The organism is Erwinia sp. PME.40.26/001, from assembly GCF_055556675.1.
The window spans coordinates 493762-517182 of record NZ_JBVHNP010000003.1; the positions used below are offsets into that span (position 1 = coordinate 493762).

Annotated in this window: 20 protein-coding genes; 11 read left to right on the plus strand and 9 right to left on the minus strand. The window is 56.5% G+C overall.

Going from position 1 to position 23421, the window contains the following annotated elements; genetic code table 11:
- Positions 1–134 precede the first annotated feature (134 nt).
- From mioC to ravA, 5 genes are all read right to left on the minus strand, one after another.
- A complete protein-coding gene (gene mioC / locus ACZ3HG_RS12710) occupies positions 135–575 on the minus strand; it encodes an FMN-binding protein MioC (protein WP_191935264.1) in 441 nt (146 codons plus the stop codon).
- A gap of 258 nt (positions 576–833) precedes the next feature.
- A complete protein-coding gene (asnC, locus tag ACZ3HG_RS12715) occupies positions 834–1295 on the minus strand; it encodes a transcriptional regulator AsnC (RefSeq protein WP_062744112.1) in 462 nt (153 codons plus the stop codon).
- Positions 1296–1418: 123 nt separating this feature from the next.
- Positions 1419–3578: a 5-histidylcysteine sulfoxide synthase gene (ovoA, locus tag ACZ3HG_RS12720; RefSeq protein ID WP_465332973.1), complete on the minus strand. Its 2160-nt coding sequence runs from the start codon at positions 3576–3578 to the stop codon at positions 1419–1421.
- A gap of 62 nt (positions 3579–3640) precedes the next feature.
- On the minus strand, positions 3641–5101 hold the full coding sequence (viaA, locus tag ACZ3HG_RS12725; protein WP_191935266.1) for an ATPase RavA stimulator ViaA: 1461 nt from the start codon (positions 5099–5101) through the stop codon (positions 3641–3643).
- Positions 5098–6591, minus strand: a complete 1494-nt coding sequence (gene ravA, locus ACZ3HG_RS12730; RefSeq protein ID WP_191935267.1) for an ATPase RavA — start codon at positions 6589–6591, stop codon at positions 5098–5100. The genes viaA and ravA overlap by 4 nt, the downstream gene beginning before the upstream one ends.
- Positions 6592–6850: 259 nt before the next feature.
- On the opposite strand from ravA, the gene kup reads away from it, so the two are divergent.
- Positions 6851–8719, plus strand: coding sequence for a low affinity potassium transporter Kup (kup, locus tag ACZ3HG_RS12735; RefSeq protein ID WP_191935268.1), 1869 nt, complete (start codon positions 6851–6853; stop codon positions 8717–8719).
- A 114-nt stretch (positions 8720–8833) separates the two neighbouring features.
- Here the strand turns inward: kup and qseC are convergent, their stop codons facing one another.
- Together qseC and qseB are read right to left on the minus strand one after the other, a co-directional pair.
- Complete coding sequence (qseC, locus tag ACZ3HG_RS12740) at positions 8834–10177, minus strand: quorum sensing histidine kinase QseC (protein ID WP_465332974.1); 1344 nt, start codon at positions 10175–10177, stop codon at positions 8834–8836.
- Positions 10174–10836, minus strand: coding sequence for a quorum sensing response regulator transcription factor QseB (gene qseB, locus ACZ3HG_RS12745; RefSeq protein ID WP_191935270.1), 663 nt, complete (start codon positions 10834–10836; stop codon positions 10174–10176). Before qseB ends, qseC begins: the two co-directional genes overlap by 4 nt.
- Positions 10837–11052: 216 nt before the next feature.
- Here qseB and ACZ3HG_RS12750 point away from each other — a divergent pair, with 216 nt between their 5' ends.
- Positions 11053–11451: a YgiW/YdeI family stress tolerance OB fold protein gene (locus ACZ3HG_RS12750; RefSeq protein WP_191935286.1), complete on the plus strand. Its 399-nt coding sequence runs from the start codon at positions 11053–11055 to the stop codon at positions 11449–11451.
- On the opposite strand, the gene ACZ3HG_RS12755 is transcribed toward ACZ3HG_RS12750, so the two are convergent.
- Positions 11448–12329, minus strand: coding sequence for a LysR family transcriptional regulator (locus ACZ3HG_RS12755; protein ID WP_191935271.1), 882 nt, complete (start codon positions 12327–12329; stop codon positions 11448–11450). The genes ACZ3HG_RS12750 and ACZ3HG_RS12755 overlap by 4 nt on opposite strands.
- Before the next feature lie 104 nt (positions 12330–12433).
- On the opposite strand from ACZ3HG_RS12755, the gene budA reads away from it, so the two are divergent.
- From budA to rbsR, 9 genes are all read left to right on the plus strand, one after another.
- Positions 12434–13216, plus strand: a complete 783-nt coding sequence (gene budA, locus ACZ3HG_RS12760; RefSeq protein WP_465332975.1) for an acetolactate decarboxylase — start codon at positions 12434–12436, stop codon at positions 13214–13216.
- Positions 13217–13235: 19 nt separating this feature from the next.
- Positions 13236–14915: an acetolactate synthase AlsS gene (gene alsS / locus ACZ3HG_RS12765; RefSeq protein ID WP_191935273.1), complete on the plus strand. Its 1680-nt coding sequence runs from the start codon at positions 13236–13238 to the stop codon at positions 14913–14915.
- A 32-nt stretch (positions 14916–14947) separates the two neighbouring features.
- The gene (locus ACZ3HG_RS12770; RefSeq protein ID WP_465332976.1) at positions 14948–15721 is read left to right on the plus strand and encodes a (S)-acetoin forming diacetyl reductase; all 774 of its coding nucleotides are present in this window, start codon (positions 14948–14950) and stop codon (positions 15719–15721) included.
- A 178-nt stretch (positions 15722–15899) separates the two neighbouring features.
- Positions 15900–16319: a D-ribose pyranase gene (rbsD, locus tag ACZ3HG_RS12775; protein ID WP_191935275.1), complete on the plus strand. Its 420-nt coding sequence runs from the start codon at positions 15900–15902 to the stop codon at positions 16317–16319.
- 7 nt (positions 16320–16326) lie between these two features.
- A complete protein-coding gene (rbsA, locus tag ACZ3HG_RS12780) occupies positions 16327–17838 on the plus strand; it encodes a ribose ABC transporter ATP-binding protein RbsA (protein ID WP_191937115.1) in 1512 nt (503 codons plus the stop codon).
- Complete coding sequence (rbsC, locus tag ACZ3HG_RS12785) at positions 17835–18803, plus strand: ribose ABC transporter permease (protein WP_191935277.1); 969 nt, start codon at positions 17835–17837, stop codon at positions 18801–18803. The genes rbsA and rbsC overlap by 4 nt, the downstream gene beginning before the upstream one ends.
- A 21-nt stretch (positions 18804–18824) precedes the next feature.
- Positions 18825–19706 (plus strand): ribose ABC transporter substrate-binding protein RbsB, encoded by an 882-nt coding sequence (gene rbsB, locus ACZ3HG_RS12790; RefSeq protein WP_062744125.1) that lies wholly within the window; start codon positions 18825–18827, stop codon positions 19704–19706.
- Between the two features lie 62 nt (positions 19707–19768).
- Positions 19769–20698: a ribokinase gene (gene rbsK, locus ACZ3HG_RS12795; protein ID WP_191935279.1), complete on the plus strand. Its 930-nt coding sequence runs from the start codon at positions 19769–19771 to the stop codon at positions 20696–20698.
- Between the two features lie 2 nt (positions 20699–20700).
- A complete protein-coding gene (gene rbsR / locus ACZ3HG_RS12800) occupies positions 20701–21711 on the plus strand; it encodes a ribose operon transcriptional repressor RbsR (protein ID WP_191935280.1) in 1011 nt (336 codons plus the stop codon).
- Between the two features lie 4 nt (positions 21712–21715).
- Here the strand turns inward: rbsR and mdtD are convergent, their stop codons facing one another.
- Positions 21716–23128, minus strand: a complete 1413-nt coding sequence (gene mdtD / locus ACZ3HG_RS12805) for a multidrug transporter subunit MdtD (RefSeq protein WP_191935281.1) — start codon at positions 23126–23128, stop codon at positions 21716–21718.
- Between the last annotated feature and the right edge of the window lie 293 nt (positions 23129–23421).

The window sequence follows — 23421 nt, forward strand, 5'->3', positions numbered from 1 at the left end:
CGGGTATTGAGCTATGTTATCCACAGTTGGATGCGTTAAAACCAGGCTAAAAAGAGCAATATTTACAAAACTCAGAGCCAGAAAAGCATTTTTTTGCGGATCGGATCGACGATCGCTTGCCGATCCCGTCCGAATTAGATCTGTTTTTCCCAACTTTCGACCCACACGCCTGCAGGATCTTCCGGAATCTCATGCTGCAGTACATCGATATCCAGACGATCGCCGATACGCTGTGCGCCCAGCGAGATCAGCAGCTGGTCAAACTGTTCAATGGCACCGCAGAAAAGATCGTATTCCCGGTTACCCAGACCGACCGCGCCAAAGCGAAGATGGCTCAGATCGGGCTGCTGTTCCTTTATGGCATCAAACAGCGGCTGAATATTGTCCGGCAGTTCGCCTGCACCGTGTGTAGAACAGACCACAATCCAGATGCCTTCCGTCTTCAGCTCTTCCAGCTCAGGCCCGTGCAGGGTTGCTGTGGTATGCCCTGCCTCTTCCAGCTTCTCAGCCAGGTGATCCGCTACATATTCTGAGCTGCCTAAGGTACTGCCACTGATTAAGGTAATGTCGGCCATGATGGGATCCCGGAGTCATTGAGGGCAGTATTGTACTCTGTGATCACCCTGGGATCTACCTGTGGAAAAGTAGGGGATTTATGATGAATGATGGGAGGCTCTCTTAGTTGCCATTTTCGATCCGGGCAGGGCTCAAAATCCTCACGTACGCCTGTACGCTCCGTTTTTTGTGCGCCGGCCGTTTCAAAACTGACTGTGACGAAACACATCGCGATGAAAAAGTGAAAATACTCTGCTGTGGATAACCTTATGCACAGATCACGGTTTTATCGTGCGCATAATTGGGTTCTGCAGGGAAATCAGGGTTTCGGTTGACTGGATTTCGTCGATGGTCTGGATCTTATTGATCAATACCAGCTGCAGGGCATCGATAGACCTGCACATGACTTTGATGAAAATGCTGTAGTGACCGGTGGTATACCAGGCTTCCACCACTTCTTCCAGCTGCTCCAGCTTCGCCACCGCAGCCGGGTAGTCCCTCGCGCTTTTGAGGATAATGCCAATAAAACAGCAGACGTCATAACCCAGCTGTTTAGGGTCGATCTCCACGCGCGTACCCTTGATGATCCCTGCCTGTTTCATCTTCTCGACGCGGACGTGGATGGTCCCCGGGCTGACGTTAAACTGCTTAGCCAGCTCGGCATAGGCGGTACGGGCATTTTCCATCAGCGCATTCAGGATCCCGCGGTCGAGGCTGTCGGGCTGCATATTGTCAGGCATGGTGGCTCTCTGATTGAATTACTCACAATGAATAGCATGATAATGTGCGGGATCGTGAACCTAATGGCAATCGGCGTGAGAACAGGACAGCGGGCACCGGAGGGCACCCGCTGTGAGGCAGGATTAGCGTTTACGCCACAGCGTCAGTTGGGCAACGGTATGCTGATATTTTCGCGCGGTTTCACGAATGACAAACGGCACATCCTGCGCCGGTGCGATCTCTTCAAAGTCTGCGGCCAGCAGTCGCTGCAGGGCCTGATACGTCGAGAGTGCTTCGCCATTTTCCCGGATCCCGCCCAGCCAGTTTTCTTTAGGTGTGAACTCTTCCAGCCAGGTATATGGCGAGGAGAGGACCAGCACGCCGCCGGTACGGATCATCCGCGTGATGTCCTGCAGAAAACGCTGTGGCTGGCGCAGACGGTCAATCAGGTTGGAAGCCAGCACCAGGTCATAAGGCTGTGCCTGAGGTTTCAGGTTGCAGGCATCTCCCTGCAGGAACTGAATGCGACTGGCCTGTTCAGGGCCGAGACCAATATCCTTCAGTCTTACCTGACGGTATTCCACCAGCTCACCCTCTTCCTGAGTGACATAGCGGAAGTCTTCACCGCTGGTCAACTGTAGGGCCACATCGATAAAGCGCGCGGAGTAGTCCATGCCCACCACCTGGTCGAAGTGACGAGCCAGTTCAAAGCTTGCCCGGCCGGTAGCACAACCGATATCCAGCGCCCGCTCGCGACGGCTGGTGACACCGCAGGCGATCTCCACCAGTGCCTTCGCATAGTTGGCAACGCCGAAATATTCCGGCCCATACTGGAAGTCGAGATACTGCGACACCATGCTGTCGGTTTCGTACGGGTTACTGACCATGCTTTCCTGATGGTCTGATACCACGTAACGGAAACCGGCGTGCTGGAAGAAGTGGCGGCGGAACGCATAGCGTGCCGACTTCAGTGCTTCATTACCGGTTGAAATCCAGCTTCCCCCTTTGATCTGCGCGTGCTTACCGTCAAACGTCGGCGTAGAGAAGTCATCGTATAAGGGATGAACGCGGAAGCCTTCAAAGCCGTTAATCGGTGTCGTGGTCCACTGCCAGACGTTGCCGACCAGGTCGTAAAAGTCACCCTGGGCAAACCGATCGACCGGGCAGGAGGAGGCCCAGCGGGAAAGGTTGATATTGCCTGGCGCATCGTTCCAGTCGGGCTGATCGCCGTCTACCTTTTCCCGCAGCAGCATCCATTCGCTCTCTGCCGGTAGCTGGACTGACTGGCCGGTAATTTCCGCCTTCCAGCGGCAGAAGGCAGCCGCTTCCAGCTGGTTAACTTCAGCAGGCCAGTCCCAGGGCATCGGCACTTCTTCAGCCAGCAGCCTTAACTTAAGTGCATCCGGCTGTGCAGCACTGCCGACCCAGAAGGTGGGCTGGCTGGCCTGGGCGAATTCACGCCAGTTCCCGCCTTCATCATCCCACCAGCGCGGCGTCTGATAGCCTCCTGCCGTTACAAACTCATAGAACTCCGCATTACTGACCAGCATTTTGCTGGCCTCAAAGGCGTTCACCACACTGATACGGCTACCGTACTCGTTATCCCAGCCGTAAGTGTCATCGGTTTTACCCAGGACAATCTGTCCGCCAGCCACCGGGATCAGGCTGTTGTGCGGCACGGTCTGACGATCGCTACGGGCATCCGGACACGCCGGCCAGTGGGGCTGAGGTTTTACCCATGCCAGCGGTAACTGACGGATCAGCACGCTGGAGGTTTCCAGATGGATGCGCTCATGTTCAATCCCCATCAGCACCACCCAGGCCGGGCTGTCCCAGCCAATGGGCAGCGTCAGCGGCATTTCACGAATAAACTGTTCAATGCGCGTGCGCACTTTGCCACGGTAGTCGCGGAGTTCGGCAACCGACGGCCAGGCGTAGTGGCTGTTATCAAGGTCATCCCAGCTCATCTCGTCCACGCCAATCGCCATCATCGCTTCGATACCGTCGTCAAGCCGGCTGTCGATAAGACGGCCCGCCATCAGCTTGTTAATGTAGAAGGTGGCGGTATGGCCGTAATAAAAGATCAGCGGGTGACGCAGCGAAATGGCCTTCGTCGTCCACGCCCGTTCATCTGCCAGGCAGTCAAACAGGCTTTCATATAACTCCCACGTTTGGCGGAAGTAGTTGAGCAGCTCCTGACGTTTTTGTTCTGGATCGTTGCCGCTTAACAGCGGCGTGCAGGTTGGCGCTGGTAATCCTGTCTGGTGTTGTTGCAAAGTCACGTGGTGCTCCCATCTTGCCATTTGGCTAAAGCGTATACATCACTATAGCAAATAAGCTTTGCGGGACGAGGCGAAAGACGGGGTTAGCGTTTCCAGCGGCGAAGCAGGCGGCTTTTCAGCCCGGTATCGAAACGCCAGATATGGTCGAAGATACGCATGATGCCGGGTTTTCCATGATCGGACATGGCAACGGCATGGAAGCGCTGAAGCTGCTGACTCTGGTGGTCGCGTACGCGTTTAACCAGCGTATCGGGCAGGCGCTGGGCGATAAAGTCAGAAAGGATAACTGCATCCGCATCCTGCCACAGCGGGCCGGCAAGTTTTTGCAGTACCGCATCGAGGCAGGCGGCCAGATCGGTGCCGCCGCGAAAACGCTGGCTGAGAAAACGAATGGCCTGGCTGATACCATCTTCTGCCGTCAGCTCATAGCCAACGACCTCGTGAGCGAACAGCATGATGTAGCAGCGACGGTTATCCGCCAGCGCGACTTTCAGCAGGGCCAGGCAGAACGCTTTGGCGCAGCGCTCGTTAAAGCCGCCCATTGAGCCGGACGTATCAACGCAGATAATAAACGGACCGCGCGGCTGTTCATCGTGATGCTGGTGGGCCACCGGGCGCAGCGTGACTTTGTCATGCCAGCTCTCACCCTGCAGACGATAGGTCAGCAGGCGTTTTTCCACCAGGCGTCGGTAAAATTCCATCTCCAGTTCGCTGATGCCTAGCGTCGCCAGCTCCGGCGGCAGCAGGCGCAGAATATCGTCACTCTGATGAAGCCCGTTGACCTCTTCCGGTACGCTTTCCGGCTCACGTACCAGCTGGTGGAAGACCTCCGGCGGAGCTTCTTCTGACCGTACCGCCTTTGCTTCACGGCTGCGGCCCAGCTGTTCCGCCAGTTTCAGCAGCTCCGGCTGGCTGGCGAGAAAATCGCCATACTGCACGATAAGCTGATAGTCGCTGCGCTGGAGCGAACTGCGGGTCAGATCCCACAGCCGGCCGGCGGCGGCGTCGTCATCACCGGTCAGCACCGGCGCAAGCTGGCCGCTCATTGCCAGCCGCTGTTGCAGTTCGGCCAGCAGCCTGTCGCGTTCACGATCGAGCAGTTGCTGGTTAAGCGTCAGCGTTTGCAGCGTCAGGCTCAGTCGCCAGCGCTGTAAAAAAAGCGTTTGCCGGGCGCTGTTGAGCGGCTGCCCCTCATGACTGTCGACCAGCGTTCGCGCTTTTTCCGCAAACGGCGAGTGCTGTTGTTCGAGCCAGCTCAGCAGGGCGGGCATCTGTGCGCTGAAATCGGGCAATCGCAGCGTCTGACACTGCTGAAAGCGGCTGAATTCCTCCGCCAGATCCTCCGGCACCGGAGTGGATTTTATCTGTTGCAGGATCTCTGCCTTCCAGTGAGGAAGGTCGCGGGTAAGCGCGTTTTTCAGTTTGGGAAATTTTTCAAAAAAGGCCACCAGCTGGGGGGACGCCAGCAGCCCGATCACCAGCTCTTCAATCAGCTCATTTTCGCTGACCGCCAGAAACATACTCAGGGTATCAAGGGAGATCACTGCCGCGCCTGCTTCAGCTGCTCTGCCACCTGTTGCAGGCTCTCTTCCACGCGCGCCAGCCAGTCATCGCTGATGAACAGGCAGCGGTGATGCTGGCTGAACAGGGTGCGCTGGGCGCGAAGCTGAGTCTCTAATTCATCCAGTGCCAGCGTAATCTCTTCCGGCAGTCCCTGCTGAGGTTTTCCCGGCAGCATCAGGCGGGTGGCCTGCAGGCTGACATCACGCAGGGTCAGGCAGTCCTGGCCATCGACGTGCAGATCCAGCGTCTGGGCAAAGCCAATCCCATTGAGCTTCCCGCGGACTTCCCCGCCTTTCTGCAGCCAGTGGTGCAGCGCCTCACGGGCGAGGGTGATGTGCGTGACCTGAATCTCGTGCAGGGTTAGCGGTTTTTGCAGCATCAGCGTTAACGCATCTGCGGCCAGCGTGGCGGGAAGGTCAAAGTGCGGTTTGCGGCTGAACATCCCGCCATGTTTCTCCAGGCGGATCGCCTGTTCGACGCTTTGCTGCTGCTGCAGGGCCAGACGGCGGGTATTAATTTGCTGGAGTCTGAACAGCATGGGCTGCTGCTGCCAGGCCTGCTGGGTGATCAGGTTATCCAGCTCACGATCCAGCAGCTTCATTGATCCGACGTCATGCCACAGGCAGTCTTTCAGCAGGATCAGATCGATGGGCGCGATGGTGTTGCGGCCGCTGTAGAAGGCGCTGGCCTGCAGCAGATGAATAGCTTTTTTCCAGCGACGATCCGAAATATAGGGGGCTTCAGGCTGATTTTCCAGGCACTGACGCAGTTGAAAAATCAGCTCAAAAACATCATCGGGCAGGCTGACTTTGCTGATACCCTGCTGCCATTCAAGATACTCTTCATCGCTGATGCAGAGTGAATCAGAGACCGGATTTTGATTCTCGTCCTGCTGGTGGGTGAGCAGGCTGCGGAAGTTCTGTTTTTCGTGAACATTGTCCAGCCACAGCCGGATCAGCATACGGTCATACAGGGCTTCCAGTCCGCTGTCGGCCTCCGGCAGTTCATTGGAGGCGGTGACCAGCAGGCGCATCGGGATTTTTTCTTCGCTGTCACCGTTACGGAATCGGCGTTCGTTAATTGCCGTCAGCAGCGTATTCAGAATGGCCGGGCCGGCTTTCCAGATTTCGTCGAGAAACACGATCTCCGCATCAGGCAGATAACCTTTCGTCAGACGCTGGTAGCGCCCTTCGTCTTTTAGTGCCTGAATAGAGAGGGGGCCAAACACTTCTTCCGGGGTGGAAAAGCGCGTCATCAGGTATTCAAAAGCGCGTGAATGCTGGAAAGCAAACTTGAGTCGACGGGCGATCAGGCTTTTAGCAATGCCCGGTGGGCCGAGTAAAAAGACACTTTCGCCGCACAGCGCGGCGAGCAGGCAAAGGCGAATCGCATGATGGCGTTCGTAAAGTCCTTTCTCTAAGGCATTGCTGAGGCGGGCGATGCGTTCCGCCAGTAATTGAGAGTGGGCCATAATCAAACATTCATCCTTTTTCTACGGTCAGGCCAGATTGCTGTCTGGCGAGCGCAAACACTACTGGCTATGATGCTTGAAAGAGTTGATTGCAGTCAGCTTTTTTATTATCAAAGGGTGACACTGACCATTGATGTTGTCATTTAACCGGCAATTAAGGATAGGCATTCATGCTTAATCGTGCATACTGTGCGCGTTTTGACGGGCCGTTGAGCCGTGCGCAATCCCGCGTCAGTCTACCGCAACAAAAGACAAGTCTATGAGTTCAGAAAAGAAGCAGTCCCTGGGCGCCGTTACGCTGGCTGCCATTGGTGTCGTGTATGGTGATATTGGTACCAGCCCGCTTTATACCCTGCGCGAGTGTCTCTCCGGGCAGTTTGGTTTTGGCGTGGAGCGTGATGCGGTATTTGGCTTTCTGTCGCTGATTTTCTGGCTGCTTTTGCTCACTGTATCGCTGAAATATATCAGTTACGTGATGCGTGCCGACAACGCCGGGGAAGGCGGGATCCTGACGCTGATGTCGCTGGCGGGACGTAATACTGGCGCGCGTTCTACGGCGGTGCTGGTGATTATGGGCCTGATTGGCGGCAGCTTCTTTTACGGAGAGGTGGTGATCACCCCGGCGGTTTCGGTGCTGTCGGCTATTGAGGGTCTGGAGATCGCCGCGCCATCGCTGGACCGCTTTATTGTGCCGCTGGCGATTGGTGTACTGACGCTGCTGTTTGTGATCCAGAAACACGGCACAGGGCTGGTCGGTAAGCTGTTTGCACCGGTGATGCTGCTGTGGTTCATTGTGCTGGCCGTACTGGGTGCCCGTGGCATCATCAGCAACCCTGAAGTGCTGCATGCAATGAACCCTTACTGGGCGGTGCATTTCTTCATTGAATATAAAATGGTTTCCTTCTTTGCGCTGGGCGCGGTGGTGCTGGCCATCACCGGGGTCGAGGCGCTGTATGCGGACATGGGTCACTTTGGTAAATACCCTATTCGCCTGGCCTGGTTTATTGTGGTGCTGCCCTCGCTGGTGCTGAACTATTTTGGTCAGGGGGCTCTGCTGCTGAAAAATCCTGAGGCCATAAAAAATCCCTTCTTCCTGCTGGCTCCCGACTGGGCGCTGATCCCGATGCTGATTCTGGCTACGCTGGCGACGGTCATTGCCTCGCAGGCCGTGATTTCCGGGGTCTTTTCCCTGACGCGTCAGGCCGTGCGCTTGGGCTATCTGCCGCCGATGCGTATCGTCTACACCTCAGAAGAGGAGTCGGGTCAGATCTACATTCCGGTGATTAACTGGCTGCTGTTTGTCTCGGTGGTGATCGTCATTGTCGGCTTTGAACACTCCAGCAACCTGGCGGCCGCTTACGGCATTGCCGTGACCGGAACCATGGTGCTGACCGCGATCCTGTGCAGCGTTGTGGCGATTAAAAACTGGCACTGGAATCGCTATCTGGTGATCGCGCTGCTGATCGGCATGCTGTGTATCGACGTGTCTCTGTTCTCAGCAAACCTGGTGAAGGTGTTCGCCGGAGGCTGGCTGCCGCTGTCGCTGGCGCTGGTGATGTTTGTGGTGATGACCACCTGGAAAAGTGAGCGTTTCCGTCTGCTGCGCCGGATGCATGAACACGGTAACTCCCTGGAGGCGATGATCGCTTCCCTGGAGAAATCCCCGCCGGTGCGCGTACCGGGCACCGCCGTGTACATGTCCCGCGCGCTGAATGTGATCCCGTTTGCCATGCTGCATAACCTGAAGCACAACAAGGTGCTGCATGAACGGGTGGTGCTGCTGACGCTGCGCACTGAAGATGCGCCTTATGTGCACAATGTGAAGCGCGTGACCATCGAGCAGCTTTCGCCGACCTTCTGGCGCGTGGTGGCAAGCTATGGCTGGCGTGAAACGCCTAACGTCGAGGAGATTTTCCACCGCTGCGGGCTGGAAGGCTTAAGCTGCCGGATGATGGAAACCTCGTTCTTTATGTCGCATGAATCACTCATTATCGGTAAACGTCCGTGGTATCTGCGCCTGCGCGGCAAGCTGTTCCTTGCGCTGCAGCGTAACGCCCTGCGCGCACCTGACCAGTTCAAAATCCCGCCTAACCGCGTCATTGAGCTGGGCACCCAGGTCGAAATTTAGTCCGCAACGGGGGGCATCCTGCCCCCCACGTCCCTTTCTTTCGTCGTGGCGGGCCGGGTATCCTCATCGCCCTGCACGCTGCTGAAAAGCCTGACCGAAACAGAAGGGCGAATCCTACAGTGTTATAGTCACCGCAAACCCGCCTTCAGCCCGATTATTCATTGTCACCTTCATGCCATGCAGGTGCGCAATATGATGAACGATCGACAGGCCCAATCCACTACCGGACTGCTGCTGACCGGGCGGACGATAAAAGCGTTCGCCAATGCGTGCCAGCGCTTCAGGTGTCACGCCGGGACCGCTGTCCAGCACCTGCAAACGGCCCGGTTCCAGCTTCAGCCAGACTTCACTGCCCGGCGGGCTGTAGCGAATGGCGTTATCCAGCAGATTGCGGACCAGCAGCGTCAGCAGCAGCGGGTTACCCTGCTGAATGACGGGCGCATCGGGCGCATCCAGTGCCAGTTCCACGCCAGCCGCCTGCGCGGCGGCATACTGATCGACCACTGCCTGCCGGACGATCTGCTGCCACTGCACGCCCTGTTTTTCCAGATCCTCCCCGACGTCCAGGCGCGACAGCGTCAGTAGCTGATCCACCAGCCGGGTGGCGCGGTCGATCCCGGCATCGAGGCTGGACAGCGCATGGTGACGCACGACCGAATCATCATGGGCTAACTGAGCGACTTCGGTCTGTACTTTCAACGCGGCCAGCGGGCTGCGCAACTCGTGGGCCGCATCCGAGGTAAAGCGGCGTTCGCGCAGCAGCAGGTCGCCAATGCGGCCAAACAGCTGGTTGAGCTCCGTCAGCAGGGGACGCACTTCCTGGGGGACACGGCGGGCGGTGAGGGGCGTAATTTCATCCGGGGCGCGCTGTCGCAGCTGGTGAGCAATGTGTTTTAGCGGCGAGAGTTCATGCGTGACCAGCCACAGCATCAGCATCAGCATCACCGGCAGTGCCACCAGCCACGGCATCAGATTAGTTTTGACCAGGTCGCGGGTCATATCATCGCGATACTCCCACTCCTGGCCGACCACCACCACATACCGGTCATCCAGCGTATGCAGCCAGACCATGCGCCAGCGGTCATCGTCATCTTTCAGTCGCCCGTCAAGAAAACCATCACGCTGATAATTAAAGATAAAATCCTTTCCCTTGTCGCCATCATTGAGCACCATTTTTCCCTCGCGGGTAAAGACGGCAAAGGCCAGCACATCGTCATCCTGATCGCCGTGGTGATGGCGCAGCATTTTTTTGCTTTTGGGCAGCGGGAGCTGCGGGCTGAACTGTTCAGGCGTCAGGCGCAGCAGGCGTTTCGCGAACAGCATCTGCTGAGTATCAAACAGTTCGTTGATATTGTTACGTGTCTGCCACCAGGAACCCACGGCCGCCGCCCCCCAGCACAGCAGGCTGAGCAGTAAAAAACCCAGCATCAGGCGTACGCGCAGGCTGCGCTGGATCATGGTGCCGCCCCCAGAGTGTATCCCACGCCGTGAATGGTACGGATAAACTCGCTGCCCAGTTTTTTACGCAGGTGATGGATGTGTACTTCTACGGCATTACTGGACACTTCATCATCCCAGCCATAGAGTTTCTCTTCCAGCTGGGAACGGGTCAGGACGCGCCCGGCGTTCAGCAGAAAGAGTTCCAGCAGCGCGATTTCACGCGCTTTCAGTACCAGCGGTTCGCCGTTCAGCGTCACGGTATGTGAGCCGGGCTCCATGATCACGCTGCCGTGTTTCAGCGTGGGCTGTAGTTGACCGTGGCGACGGCGGATCAGTGCCTGTAAGCGAGCGGCCACTTCGCTGAGGGCAAAGGGTTTACACAGGTAGTCATCTGCTCCCAGCTGTAACCCGTTGATGCGTTGTTCCAGCGCATCGCGCGCCGTCAGGATCAGCACCGGCTCATCCTGACCCTGCTGTCGCCACTGGCGCAGAATATCCAGTCCGTCGATTTCCGGCAGGCTGAGATCCAGCACCACCGCATCGTAGGGAGCGGCACTCAGCGCCCGCAGCCCCTCTTTACCCAGGGTAAACCAGTCGATGCTAAATCCCAGTTTGCTTAACCCGGCTTTAATACCGTCGCCAATCAGGCGGTCATCTTCAATTAATAAAATTCGCATTGGCTTATCCCTCGCAGTTCACCGAGTTATACGGAATCATGATGCGGCTTGTACAGCAAGGATCGGCGATATTCGTGACTTTTCGTCAATTTTACACAATAAAGTGAGGATGCCGGTGGCCTTAAGATCCTGTTAAGAACCTTTTGCTGTAATACTTACCGACAGACATTCACGGGCAGAACGAACTGCCCACCGCCATAAGGAAAATTGAACATGATGAAGAAGACAGCTGCGTTACTGGCGATCACTGCCCTGATGTCAATGCCCGTACTGGCCACACAGACCGGTGGTTTTGTTGACCCCGACGCGCCGACAGCCCAGGTACAGAAAGGCGGCTTTAGCGGCCCGAACGGCACGGTGGCAACCGTAAAACAGGCTCAGGATATGAGCGACGATGCCTGGGTAACAATGCGCGGTCACATTGAAAAACGCGTGGGTGATGAGAACTATCAGTTCCGCGATGCGACCGGCACCATGACCGTGGAGATCGACGATAAGCGCTGGGACGGTCAGAACATTGGCCCGAAAGATAACGTTGAACTGCAGGGTAAGCTGGATAAAGACTTTAACTCGCTGGAGCTCGACGTCAAGCAGGTGCGTAAAATCGGTGGTTAATCACCCGCCAGCATAGACACCAGGTGATGGACGGCGGGGGAGCGATCCCAGCGCCGCCAGGCCAGGGCGACATCACTGCCCAGCGCAGCATCCTCAATCTGATGGAAGCTGACGCCGGGCAGGCTGATACAGCGCAGGGAATCGGGCACGATGGTAATGCCAAACCCGGCAGCGACCATACTGATGCCCGATGAAATCTGCGGGGACTGCTGAACGCCATCCGGCTGGAATCCGGCACGCAGGCAGGCGCTGATGATCACTTCATACAGGCTGGGGGCGACCTCTCGCGGAAAGAGGATCAGCGGCTCCTCCCGCAGCTGTGCCAGCGGCAGGCAGGGCATTCCGCCCAGCGGGTGTCCGGCCGGCAGCACCAGCGCCATCTTCTCCGTCGCAATTACCTTCAGATTAAACGCCTTACTGCTCTCACAGGGCAGGCGGACAAAGGCGGCATCCAGTAAACCCTCCTCCAGATTGTGCATCAGTGTTGCCATACTTTCCTCCTGCGGCAGCAGGGTGATGGCCGGAAAACGATGCTGAAAACGGCGCAGCAGCTGGAATATCTGCGGATGAAAGGCATTAGAGCTGGCAAAACCAATCGACAGTTGCCCGCTGATACCGCGTGCAATCCCTTTGGCTTTCTCCAGGGCGTGGCCGGTTAATGCCAGTATCTGGCACGCATCCTGATAGAAGGCTTCTCCCGCATCCGTCAGTTCCACCCCGCGCGTCAGCCTTTTCAGCAGCGGTGTACCGATCTCCTCTTCCAGTTTTTTGATTTGCTGACTCAGCGGTGGCTGTGAGATGCCGAGTCTTTCCGCCGCCTTTGTGAAGTGCTTCGTCTCAGCGACCGCAACGAAATAACGTAGATACCGCAGTTCCATATCGAAAACGTCTCAAAGTGGGGGGTGTTCTATATTGGAATCCCGGACTGAATCGAGTCAACATTGATTCAATACTTCTTAACAGTTTAGCGGGGAAGAGGGCAATGACACATTCTGTAACTGATTGTTCATGTACGGAACAGCTGACCACCACGGTCAAAGAGATGCAGAGAGAAAGGCCAGAAAGTGTAATCTATCAGACCTCTTTGATGAGTGCGTTACTCAGTGGTGTTTATGACGGCACCACCACCGTGGCCGACCTGTTGAAGAAAGGCGATTTTGGTCTGGGGACATTTAATCAACTGGACGGCGAAATGATCGCCTTTAACCGTGAGGTGTACCAGCTGCGCTCGGATGGCAGCGCGCGTGCGGCCAGTCCCGATCAGAAATCGCCGTTTGCGGTAATGACCTTCTTCCGCCCACAGTATCAGCACCGTTTCACCGGTCCTGCCAGCCGGGCTGAAGTGCATCAGGTGATCGACCAGCAGGTGCGTTCCGACAACCAGTTCTGCGCCCTGCGTATTGATGGCCTCTTCAGCCGTGCGGAAACCCGTACTGTTCCCTGCCAGCACCGCCCGTATAAATCGATGCCGGAAGTCCTGGGTCAGCAGCCGACCTTTCACTTTGAGCAGCGCAACGGCGTGCTGATTGGTTTTCGCACCCCGCAGTACATGCAGGGCATTAATGTGGCTGGCTACCATGAACACTTTATTACTGACGATCGCCAGGGGGGCGGGCATCTGCTGGATTATCAGCTCGATCGCGGCACGCTCACCTTTGGTGAGATCAGCAAGCTGGTGATTGACCTGCCCGAAGACAGCGATTTCCTGCGGGCCGACCTCAGCCCGGATAATCTGGATTCCGCCATTCGTTCCGTAGAAAGCTGAAATAAGGAAGAGCAGACAGATGAAAAACGTAACCGACGTTCAGCAGTGGGCACACGGTGCCGACCTGGTGGTGGCACAGTTAGAGGCGCAGGGGGTGAAACATGTCTTTGGCATCCCCGGCGCTAAAATCGATAAAGTGTTTGATTCGCTGCTGGATACCTCTATTCAGACGATACCGGTGCGGCACGAAGCCAATGCCGCTTTTATGGCAGCGGCGGTCGGCAGACTGACTGGCAAGGCCGGGGTGGCGCTGGTGACGTCCGGGCCGGGCTGTTCCAACCTGATCACCGGGATGGCAACCGCGACCACCGAGGGGGATCCGCTGGTAGCACTGGGTGGGGCGGTTAAACGCGCCGACAGTGCGAAACAGGTTCACCAGAGCATGGATACCGTGGCGATGTTCCGTCCGGTCAGCAAATACGCGGTTGAGGTCGGATCGTCCGATGCCATCGCCGAAGTGTTATCCAATGCGTTCCGCAGCGCTGAACAGGGACGCCCCGGCGGGGCTTTTGTCAGCCTGCCCCAGGACATTGTTAATGAACCCGCGCGGGGCCATCTGCTGAATACCAGCGGTCAGCTGCTGCTGGGGGCAGCGCCCGATGTGGCCATCGAGGCGGTGGCAAAGCAAATCGCACAGGCGAAAAATCCGGTGCTCTTGCTGGGTCTGATGGCCAGCCAGCCCGCGAACAGTGATGCGCTGCACCGGCTGCTGGAGCGCAGTCATATTCCGGTCACCAGCACCTACCAGGCGGCCGGTGCGGTGCGCCAGGAACACTTCTCCCGCTTTGCCGGACGCGTCGGATTGTTTAATAACCAGGCCGGTGACCGTCTGCTGCGTGAGGCCGACCTGATTATCACCATCGGCTACAGCCCGGTGGAATATGAGCCTGCCATGTGGAACAGCGGGAAGGCCACCCTGGTCCATATCGACGTGCTGCCGGCGGATACTGACAACTGCTACCAGCCGGATGCGGAGCTGGTGGGCGACATTGCAGCCACGCTCGACAAACTGACGGCGCGCATCGGTGGTCCCTTAACCCTCAGCGCCCAGGCAGCAGCCATCCTGCAGGATCGTCAGCAGCAGCGCGAACTGCTGGCGCTGCGCGGCCATCAGCTTAATCAGTTTGCCCTGCATCCGTTACGCATCGTCCGTGCCATGCAGGACATCATTAACAGTGACGTTACGCTGACGGTCGACATGGGCAGCTTCCATATCTGGATCGCACGTTATCTCTACAGCTTCCGTGCCCGCCAGATCATGATCTCTAACGGTCAGCAAACCATGGGCGTGGCATTACCCTGGGCAATCGGTGCCTGGCTGGTAGACCCGTCCCGCAAAGTGGTGTCGGTCTCCGGTGATGGCGGTTTCCTGCAGTCGAGCATGGAGCTGGAAACGGCGGTACGGCTGGGTGCTAACCTGCTGCATATCATCTGGGTGGATGAGTGCTACAACATGGTGGCGATGCAGGAAGAGAAGAAATATCAGCGGGTCTCCGGGGTGAAATTCGGGCCGATTGATTTTAAAGCCTATGCGGAGTCCTTTGGCGCAGCGGGATTCGCAGTTGAAAGTGCCGAGATGCTGGAGCCAACGCTGCGGAAAGCCATGGACGTGCAGGGCCCGGCGGTGGTAGCGATCCCGGTGGATTATGCCGATAACCCGCTGCTGATGGGACAGCTGCACCTCAGCCAGATTTTGTAAATTCTGTTAACCCTAAACGAGAAGGAGTTCATATGAAAAACAACGTAGCCCTGGTGACCGGTGCGGGTCAGGGGATAGGACGTGCGATAGCCCTGCGTCTGGCAAAGGAGGGTTTTGCCGTTGCCGTCGCCGATTTTAACCCGGACACAGCACGCCAGGTAGCTGATGAAATTGCCAGCGCAGGCGGTAAATCACTGGCGGTCGCCGTGGATGTTTCAAAGCGCGATGAGGTGTTTGCCGCTGTTGAAGAGGCGCGTAAAACGCTGGGAGGGTTTAACGTCATCGTCAACAATGCCGGCGTGGCCCCCACCACGCTGATCGAAGAGATTACGGAAGAGGTGATCGATAAGGTTTATGCCGTGAACGTTAAAGGGGTGATCTGGGGCATCCAGGCGGCGGTTAAGGCGTTCAAAGCGGAAGGTCACGGCGGCAAAATCATCAATGCCTGTTCGCAGGCGGGCCATGTCGGGAATCCGGAGCTGGCAATCTACAGCTCGAGTAAATTCGCTGTGCGCGGCCTGACGCAAACGGCTGCACGGGATCTTGCATCGCTGGGGATAACCGTCAATGGCTACTGCCCTGGCATAGTAAAAACCCCGATGTGGGACGAGATCGACCGCCAGTTCTCTGCAGCGGCAGGCAAACCCGCCGGCTATGGTACGGCGGAGTTTGCCAAAAACATCACGCTGGGCCGTCTGTCTGAACCGGAAGATGTTGCCGCCTGCGTGGCCTTCCTTGCCGGTCCGGACTCGAACTATATGACCGGGCAGTCACTGCTTATTGATGGCGGTATGGTCTTTAATTAATCCTGTTTTGGCCCTTTACCGGTAACAGTAGAGGGCCATTTTCATCCTTAAAACAAATCCCTCCTCTGCGTCAGCGAAACGTTTCGATGGCGATCACAATTTCAACATTCGATGATTGTTTTCCCCTGTGCATTTCTTACACTCCCTGTCAGCGAAACGTTTCGCTCTGGAGTGAATAATGAAAAAAGGCACCTTACTAAATTCTGCTATCTCATCCGTGATTTCCCGGCTTGGTCATACTGACAGCATTGTAATTGGCGATGCCGGTCTGCCGATCCCACAGGGTCCGCAGCGTATTGACCTGGCCGTAACGCAGGGTATACCGACGTTTTTACAGGTCGCCCAGGCGGTCACCCATGAGATGCAGGTAGAGAGTGCCATCATTGCGGAAGAAATTAAGCAGCATAATCCGCAGCTTCACAGTGAACTGATCGCCCTGCTCGACTTACTGCAACAACACCAGGGTAATACCATCAGTATCTGTTATGTCAGTCACGAACAGTTCAAACAACAAACACAGCACAGTCAGGCAGTCATTCGCAGCGGGGAGTGTTCCCCGTATGCGAATGTCATTCTGATCGCTGGCGTGACCTTCTGAGGCGGTTATGCAACCTTTACTGCAATTAAAAGGTATCGACAAATCCTTCCCGGGCGTGAAAGCGCTGTCGGGTGCGGCGATTTCGGTGTATCCGGGGCGCGTGATGGCGCTGGTCGGTGAGAACGGCGCGGGGAAATCCACCATGATGAAAGTGCTGACCGGGATCTATGCCCGTGATGCGGGGTCTTTTGCATGGCTGGGTAAGGAAACCACCTTTAACGGACCTAAAGAGTCTCAGGCGGCCGGGATTGGCATTATCCATCAGGAACTTAACCTGATCCCACAGCTGAGTATTGCTGAAAACATTTTCCTTGGCCGCGAGTTCGTTAATCGTTTTGGCGGCATTCAGTGGAAAAAAATGTATGCAGAAGCAGACGCGCTGCTGAAACGCCTTAATCTGCGCTTCAACAGCCACAAGCTGGTGGGTGACCTGTCGATTGGTGACCAGCAGATGGTGGAGATTGCCAAGGTGCTGAGCTTCGAATCTAAGGTGATCGTCATGGACGAACCGACGGATGCGCTGACCGATACCGAAACCGCCTCGCTGTTCCGGGTGATCAACGAGCTGAAAGCCCAGGGCTGCGGCATTGTCTATATCTCCCACCGCATGAAAGAGATTTTTGAGGTTTGCGACGATGTCACTATTTTCCGCGACGGGCAGTTTATCGCGGAGCGTGAAGTGGCCACCCTGACCGAAGAGTCGCTGATTGAAATGATGGTCGGCCGCAAGCTGGAAGAGCAATATCCGCGTCTGGATAAGGCGCCAGGTGAGGTTCGTCTTAACGTTGAACACCTCTGTGGCTCCGGCGTTGAGGACGTCAGCTTTACGCTGCGCAAAGGTGAAATATTGGGTGTGGCCGGGCTGATGGGCGCGGGACGTACCGAACTGATGAAAGTGCTTTACGGGGCATTATCCCGCCGCAGCGGTACGGTGACGCTGGACGGCAAAAATGTGGTGGCCCGTTCCCCGGAAGAGGGGCTGGCTAACGGTATCGTCTATATCTCGGAAGATCGTAAACGCGATGGTCTGGTGCTGGGAATGACGGTTAAAGAGAACATGTCGTTGACCGCGCTTAACTACTTCAGCTACGGCGGCGGCCGTTTAAAACATGCGGAAGAGCAGCTGGCGGTCGGGGACTTTATCAAGCTGTTTAACGTTAAAACCCCATCAATGAACCAGCCCATTGGCCTGCTTTCCGGCGGTAATCAGCAAAAAGTCGCGATAGCCCGCGGGCTGATGACGCGTCCTAAAGTGCTGATCCTTGATGAGCCGACGCGCGGCGTCGACGTGGGTGCGAAAAAAGAGATCTATCAGCTGATTAACCAGTTTAAACAGGAAGGGCTGAGCATCATTCTCGTCTCGTCCGAAATGCCGGAAGTGCTGGGTATGAGTGACCGCGTGCTGGTGATGCACGAAGGTCGTCTGAGCGGTGACTTCCCGATTGAACAAGCCTCGCAGGAAATTTTGATGGCGGCGGCAGTGGGTAAACATTACAGCGCGGAGCTGGCAACACTATGAGTACGCAAACAATTCCTTCACGCCGCCTGATCAGTAAGGCATGGCTGCTTGAGCAGAAATCGCTGATTGCGCTGGTGGTACTGATTGCCATCGTTTCCAGCATGAGTCCGAATTTCTTCACCGTGGCAAACCTGTTCAATATTCTGCAACAGACCTCGGTTAACGCCATTATGGCCGTGGGCATGACGCTGGTGATCCTCACCTCCGGTATCGACCTCTCTGTCGGGTCGCTGCTGGCACTGACCGGCGCGGTTGCGGCTTCTATTGTCGGGCTGGAAGTGAATGCGCTGGTTGCCGTAGCCGCATCGCTGGCGCTGGGTGCCTTTATTGGCGCGATTACCGGTTCGATTGTGGCAAAAGGTAAAGTGCAGGCGTTTATCGCCACGCTGGTGATGATGCTGCTGCTGCGCGGGGTGACGATGGTCTACACCAACGGCAGCCCGGTAAATACCGGCTTCAATGAGAACGCCGATCTGTTCGGCTGGTTTGGCATTGGTCGCCCGTTGGGGATCCCGACGCCAGTGTGGTTAATGGGCCTGGTGTTCCTTGCCGCGTGGTACATGCTGCATCACACTCGCCTTGGCCGTTATATTTATGCGTTGGGCGGTAACGAAGCAGCAACGCGCCTGTCCGGTATCAGCGTTAATCGCGTCAAGATCATCGTTTATGCGCTGTGTGGCATGTTAGCGGCACTGGCGGGGACCATTGAAGTTGCGCGTCTTTCTTCGGCGCAGCCGACCGCCGGGACTGGCTATGAGCTGGATGCCATTGCCGCGGTAGTGCTGGGTGGGACCAGCCTCGCTGGCGGTAAAGGCCGGATTATGGGCACGCTGATTGGTGCACTGATCTTAGGCTTCCTGAATAACGGGCTGAATTTGCTTGGTGTTTCCTCTTACTACCAAATGATCGTCAAAGCTGTGGTGATTTTGCTGGCGGTGCTGGTAGATAACAAAAGCAGTAAATAAAACTCTTTACCCTTACAGGATATGAACATGAAAAAACTGACTGCACTGGCTGTACTGTTAGGCGCCACCCTGAGTGCTAACGCGCTGGCAAAAGACACGATTGCTCTGGTGGTATCGACCCTGAATAACCCGTTCTTTGTCTCGCTGAAAGACGGTGCGCAGAAGGAAGCCGACAAACTGGGTTACAACCTGGTCGTGCTGGATTCTCAGAACAACCCGGCGAAAGAGCTGGCGAACGTGCAGGACCTCACCGTCCGTGGCACTAAACTGATGTTGATTAACCCCACCGACTCTGACGCGGTAGGTAATGCCGTGAAAATGGCAAACCAGGCTAACATCCCGGTGATCACCCTGGACCGTGTTGCCTCACAGGGCACCGTGGTGAGCCACGTTGCTTCTGATAACCGCTTTGGCGGCAAAATGGCGGGTAATTTCATCGCCAAGAAAGTCGGCGATAATGCCAAAATCATTGAACTGCAGGGCATTGCCGGTACCTCTGCGGCACGTGAACGTGGCGAAGGCTTCAAGCAGGCTGCCGATGCGCACAAATTTAACATCCTGGCCAGCCAGCCGGCTGATTTCGACCGTACCAAGGGCCTGAACGTAATGCAGAACCTGCTGACGGCTCACCCGGATGTGCAGGCGGTATTCGCTCAGAATGACGAAATGGCGCTGGGTGCCCTGCGTGCGTTGCAAACTGCGGGTAAATCTGATGTGGTAGTTGTGGGCTTCGACGGCACCCCTGATGGGATTAAAGCGGTTGAAGGCGGCAAACTGGCTGCGACCGTTGCTCAGTTACCGGAGCAGATTGGCGTTATCGGCGTTCAGACGGCTGATAAAGTGCTGAAAGGCGAGAAAGTTAAAGCTATCAATCCGGTTGATCTGAAGCTGGTCACCCAATAAATCAAAGAAAAGCATGGCACGCGCCACCCTTCGGGTGGCGCACTTATGTGGACAATCCCCTTATGATGAAAACTGGCAAACTGGCCGTCCTCGGTAGCATTAATGCCGATCATATTCTGAATCTGGCGCATTTTCCGCGTCCGGGTGAAACGGTGATCGGGAAGCAGTATCAGGTCGCATTTGGTGGGAAAGGCGCGAACCAGGCGGTTGCCGCCGGACGCAGTGGTGCAGACATTGCTTTTATTGCCTGTGTGGGTGACGACGATACCGGCGAGCGTATCCGCCAGCAGCTGATGAATGACCGGATTGATGTCAGTCCAATCGAAGTGGTATCCGGTGAATCAACCGGCGTGGCGCTGATCTTCGTCAACGGAGAAGGTGAAAATACGATTGGTATTCACGCCGGCGCGAATGCCGCTCTGACGCCTGTCCGCGTTGAGCAGCATCAGCAGGTGATTGCCGATGCTTCCGCCCTGTTGATGCAGCTGGAGTCGCCGCTGGAAAGCGTGCTGTCAGCCGCGCGTATTGCGCATCAGCATCAGACCCAGGTGATATTAAATCCCGCCCCGGCAACCGCGCTCTCTGATGAACTGCTCTCGCTGGTGGATATGATCACCCCGAATGAAACGGAAGCGCAGATCCTCACCGGCGTGGCGGTCAACAGTGATGAAGACGCGGCCCGGGCCGCTGCGGTGCTGCATGATAAAGGCATCCGTACCGTACTGATCACGCTCGGCAGCCGTGGTGTCTGGTTAAGTGAGCAGGGTGAAGGGCAGCGTGTTCCCGGCTTCCGCGTGGAGGCGGTGGATACCATTGCGGCGGGTGACACCTTCAACGGTGCGCTGATCACCGCGCTGCTGGAACAGCGTCCAATGGCAGAAGCGGTGCGTTTTGCCCATGCGGCGGCCGCCATTGCCGTCACGCGTCACGGTGCGCAACCTTCCGTCCCGTGGCGTGAAGAGATAGATCGCTTCTTGCAGCAGCAGGAGTAGATGTGGCAACCATGAAAGATGTCGCCCGCCTGGCGGGCGTCTCGACCTCCACCGTATCGCACGTCATTAATAACAACCGCTTCGTCAGTGAAGCGGTACGTGAAAAAGTGACCTCAGCGGTAAGCCAGCTGAACTATGCGCCTTCTGCACTGGCGCGTAGCCTCAAGCTTAATCAGACCCACACCATCGGCATGTTACTGACCGCCAGCAGCAACCCGTTCTATTCTGAGGTGGTGAGGGGGGTAGAGCGTAGCTGTTATGAACGGGGCTACAGCCTGGTATTGTGTAATACCGAGGGTGATGAAGATCGTATGAACCGCAGCCTGGAGACGCTGTTGCAAAAGCGCGTCGATGGCTTGCTGATTATGTGTACCGAAAGCCATCTTCCTTCCGCAGAACTGCTGCATCGATATCCGTCCATCCCTTCTGTGATGATGGACTGGGCACCGTTCGAAGGCAGTAGCGACATTATCCAGGATAATTCACTACTGGGCGGGGAGATGGCCACGCAGCATCTGATCTCTCGTGGTTATACGCGCATTGCCTGTATTGCCGGCCCTCAGGACAAAACGCCCGCGCGCCTGCGCCTTGAAGGCTATCAGCAGGCCATGGCCCGCGCCGGTTTAACGGTTCCTGCAGAGTATATAGTCAGCAGTGACTTTGAGTTCCAGGGCGGGTTTAACGCCATGAATACGCTGCTGGCTCTCAACCCGCGGCCGCAGGCCGTATTTACCTGTAATGATGCGATGGCCGTCGGGGTCTATCATGCGCTCTATCTGGCAGGGATGAGTATTCCGCAGGATATCGCCGTCGTCGGATACGATGATATCGAGCTGGCGCGCTATATGACGCCTCCCCTCAGCACCGTTCATCAGCCTAAAGATGAGTTAGGCGAACTGGCAATAGACGCTCTGCTGCACCGCCTGGCCGATCCCAGCGCCGGTCCTCAGCTGCTGGTGCTGACGCCGGAACTGATGGAACGCGCCTCCGTCGGCGATCTGCGCGAAGCGTAAGCGCTTACGTCACGGCCCCCTCGCGCTTTTTCTTCTCCCGGTCGCTGATCAGATTGCGGCCATCTCCCGGTTTCAGCAGCAGGAATACCAGCGCGGACAGTATCGTGATCCCCCCCATCGTCAGGAAGGTTGCGTGGAAATGCTGAAGCGTGGTGCCATCAAAGTTTTGATAGAAGCGCAGAACAGCCGCGCTGACCGCCACGCCAAAACCGATGGCCAGCTGCTGAGTCACCGCCAGCATACTGTTACCGCTGCTGGCGTTGGCATCCGTCAGGTCAGCCAGGGTAATCGTGTTCATCGCGGTAAACTGCGTTGACATTGCCATACCCAGAATAAAGAGGGGGATCAGCAGCGCCAGCATATTCCAGCCCGGCACCTGGAGGGCAAAGGTGGCGATCAGTACGCCAATAATCATACTGATCCCGACCAGGGTTTTACGGTAGCCAAACCAGCGCAGTACCTGAGTGACCGTTGATTTCGCCAGAATGGAACCGAGGGCGGTTGGCGCAACCATGCACCCGGCCAGCAGGGCCGTGTAACCAAAACCGACCTGAAGCATCAGCGGCATCAGGAAGGGAATACACCCCGTGCCCAGTCGTGAGGCGATATTACCGACAATGCCTACCGAGAAGGTTCGGGTCTTGAACATCGGTAACGGCAGCAGGGGAGAAGGGTGGCGACGGGCATGCACTATATAGAGAAGCAGCAGCACAATGCCGGCCAGTAAAACGCCCAGGGCAATCAGGCTGGAAACCACCTGTTCACCGAACAGCTCAATACCGCTTGAGATACCGACCAGACCTAAACCAAACAGCAGGAACCCCAGCATATCGAAACGCCGCTTTGGCGTGGTGAAGTCCGGCATATATTTACGGGCATAAATGATGCCGAGGATGCCAATCGGAATGTTGATCAGGAAAATCCAGTGCCACGTAGCCCAGGTGACCAGCACACCGCCGAGCAAAGGCCCCAGCACCGGGCCAATCAGCCCTGGCATGGTGACAAAGTTGAGCACTGGCAGCAGTTCACTGCGCGGGTAGGCCCGCAGCAGAGCAAGGCGAGCCACCGGCATCATCATCGCGCCGCCCACGCCCTGAATGACGCGGGACGTAACCAGCATCGTCAGCGAGCCGGACAGTGCGCAGGCCAGCGATCCCAGGGAGAAAAGAAACACGGCGGCAATAAAGACTTTGCGAGTTCCGAAGCGGTCTGCCAGCCAGCCACTGACCGGAATAAGCATCGCTACGGTCAGGGTGTAGCTGATCACGGCAGACTGCATCGCCAGCGGAGAGCGCTCCAGGCTGTGAGCGATGGCGGGTAGGGCCGTGTTCAGGATAGTGGCATCCAGCGCCTGCATAAAGAAGGCCATAGCGGCAATCCACGGGAGTCCGGCCATACTGCGCGCGGATTTAATCATTGTTATCCCTTTATTTTGGAAGAAAGTTCAGGGCAGGCCCATGTAGTAGAGAAAGCATAGCATTCCCTTTCAGCGTTCAGCGTGGTGCTTTATCAGTTTTATGGGCAGAAATGCTGATTTATTGCGCCGAATACGTATGCTTTTAACGCTTCTGGTGAAAAATGACGCGCTTAGTCATTTTTTTGCAATAAACCCTTGTCACCCGTCCAGAACTCCCTATAATGCGCAACCACTGAGACGGCACAACGGCTTACAGGCCAGCGGCTCAGGAGGTTCAGGAAGTCTCTGAACCG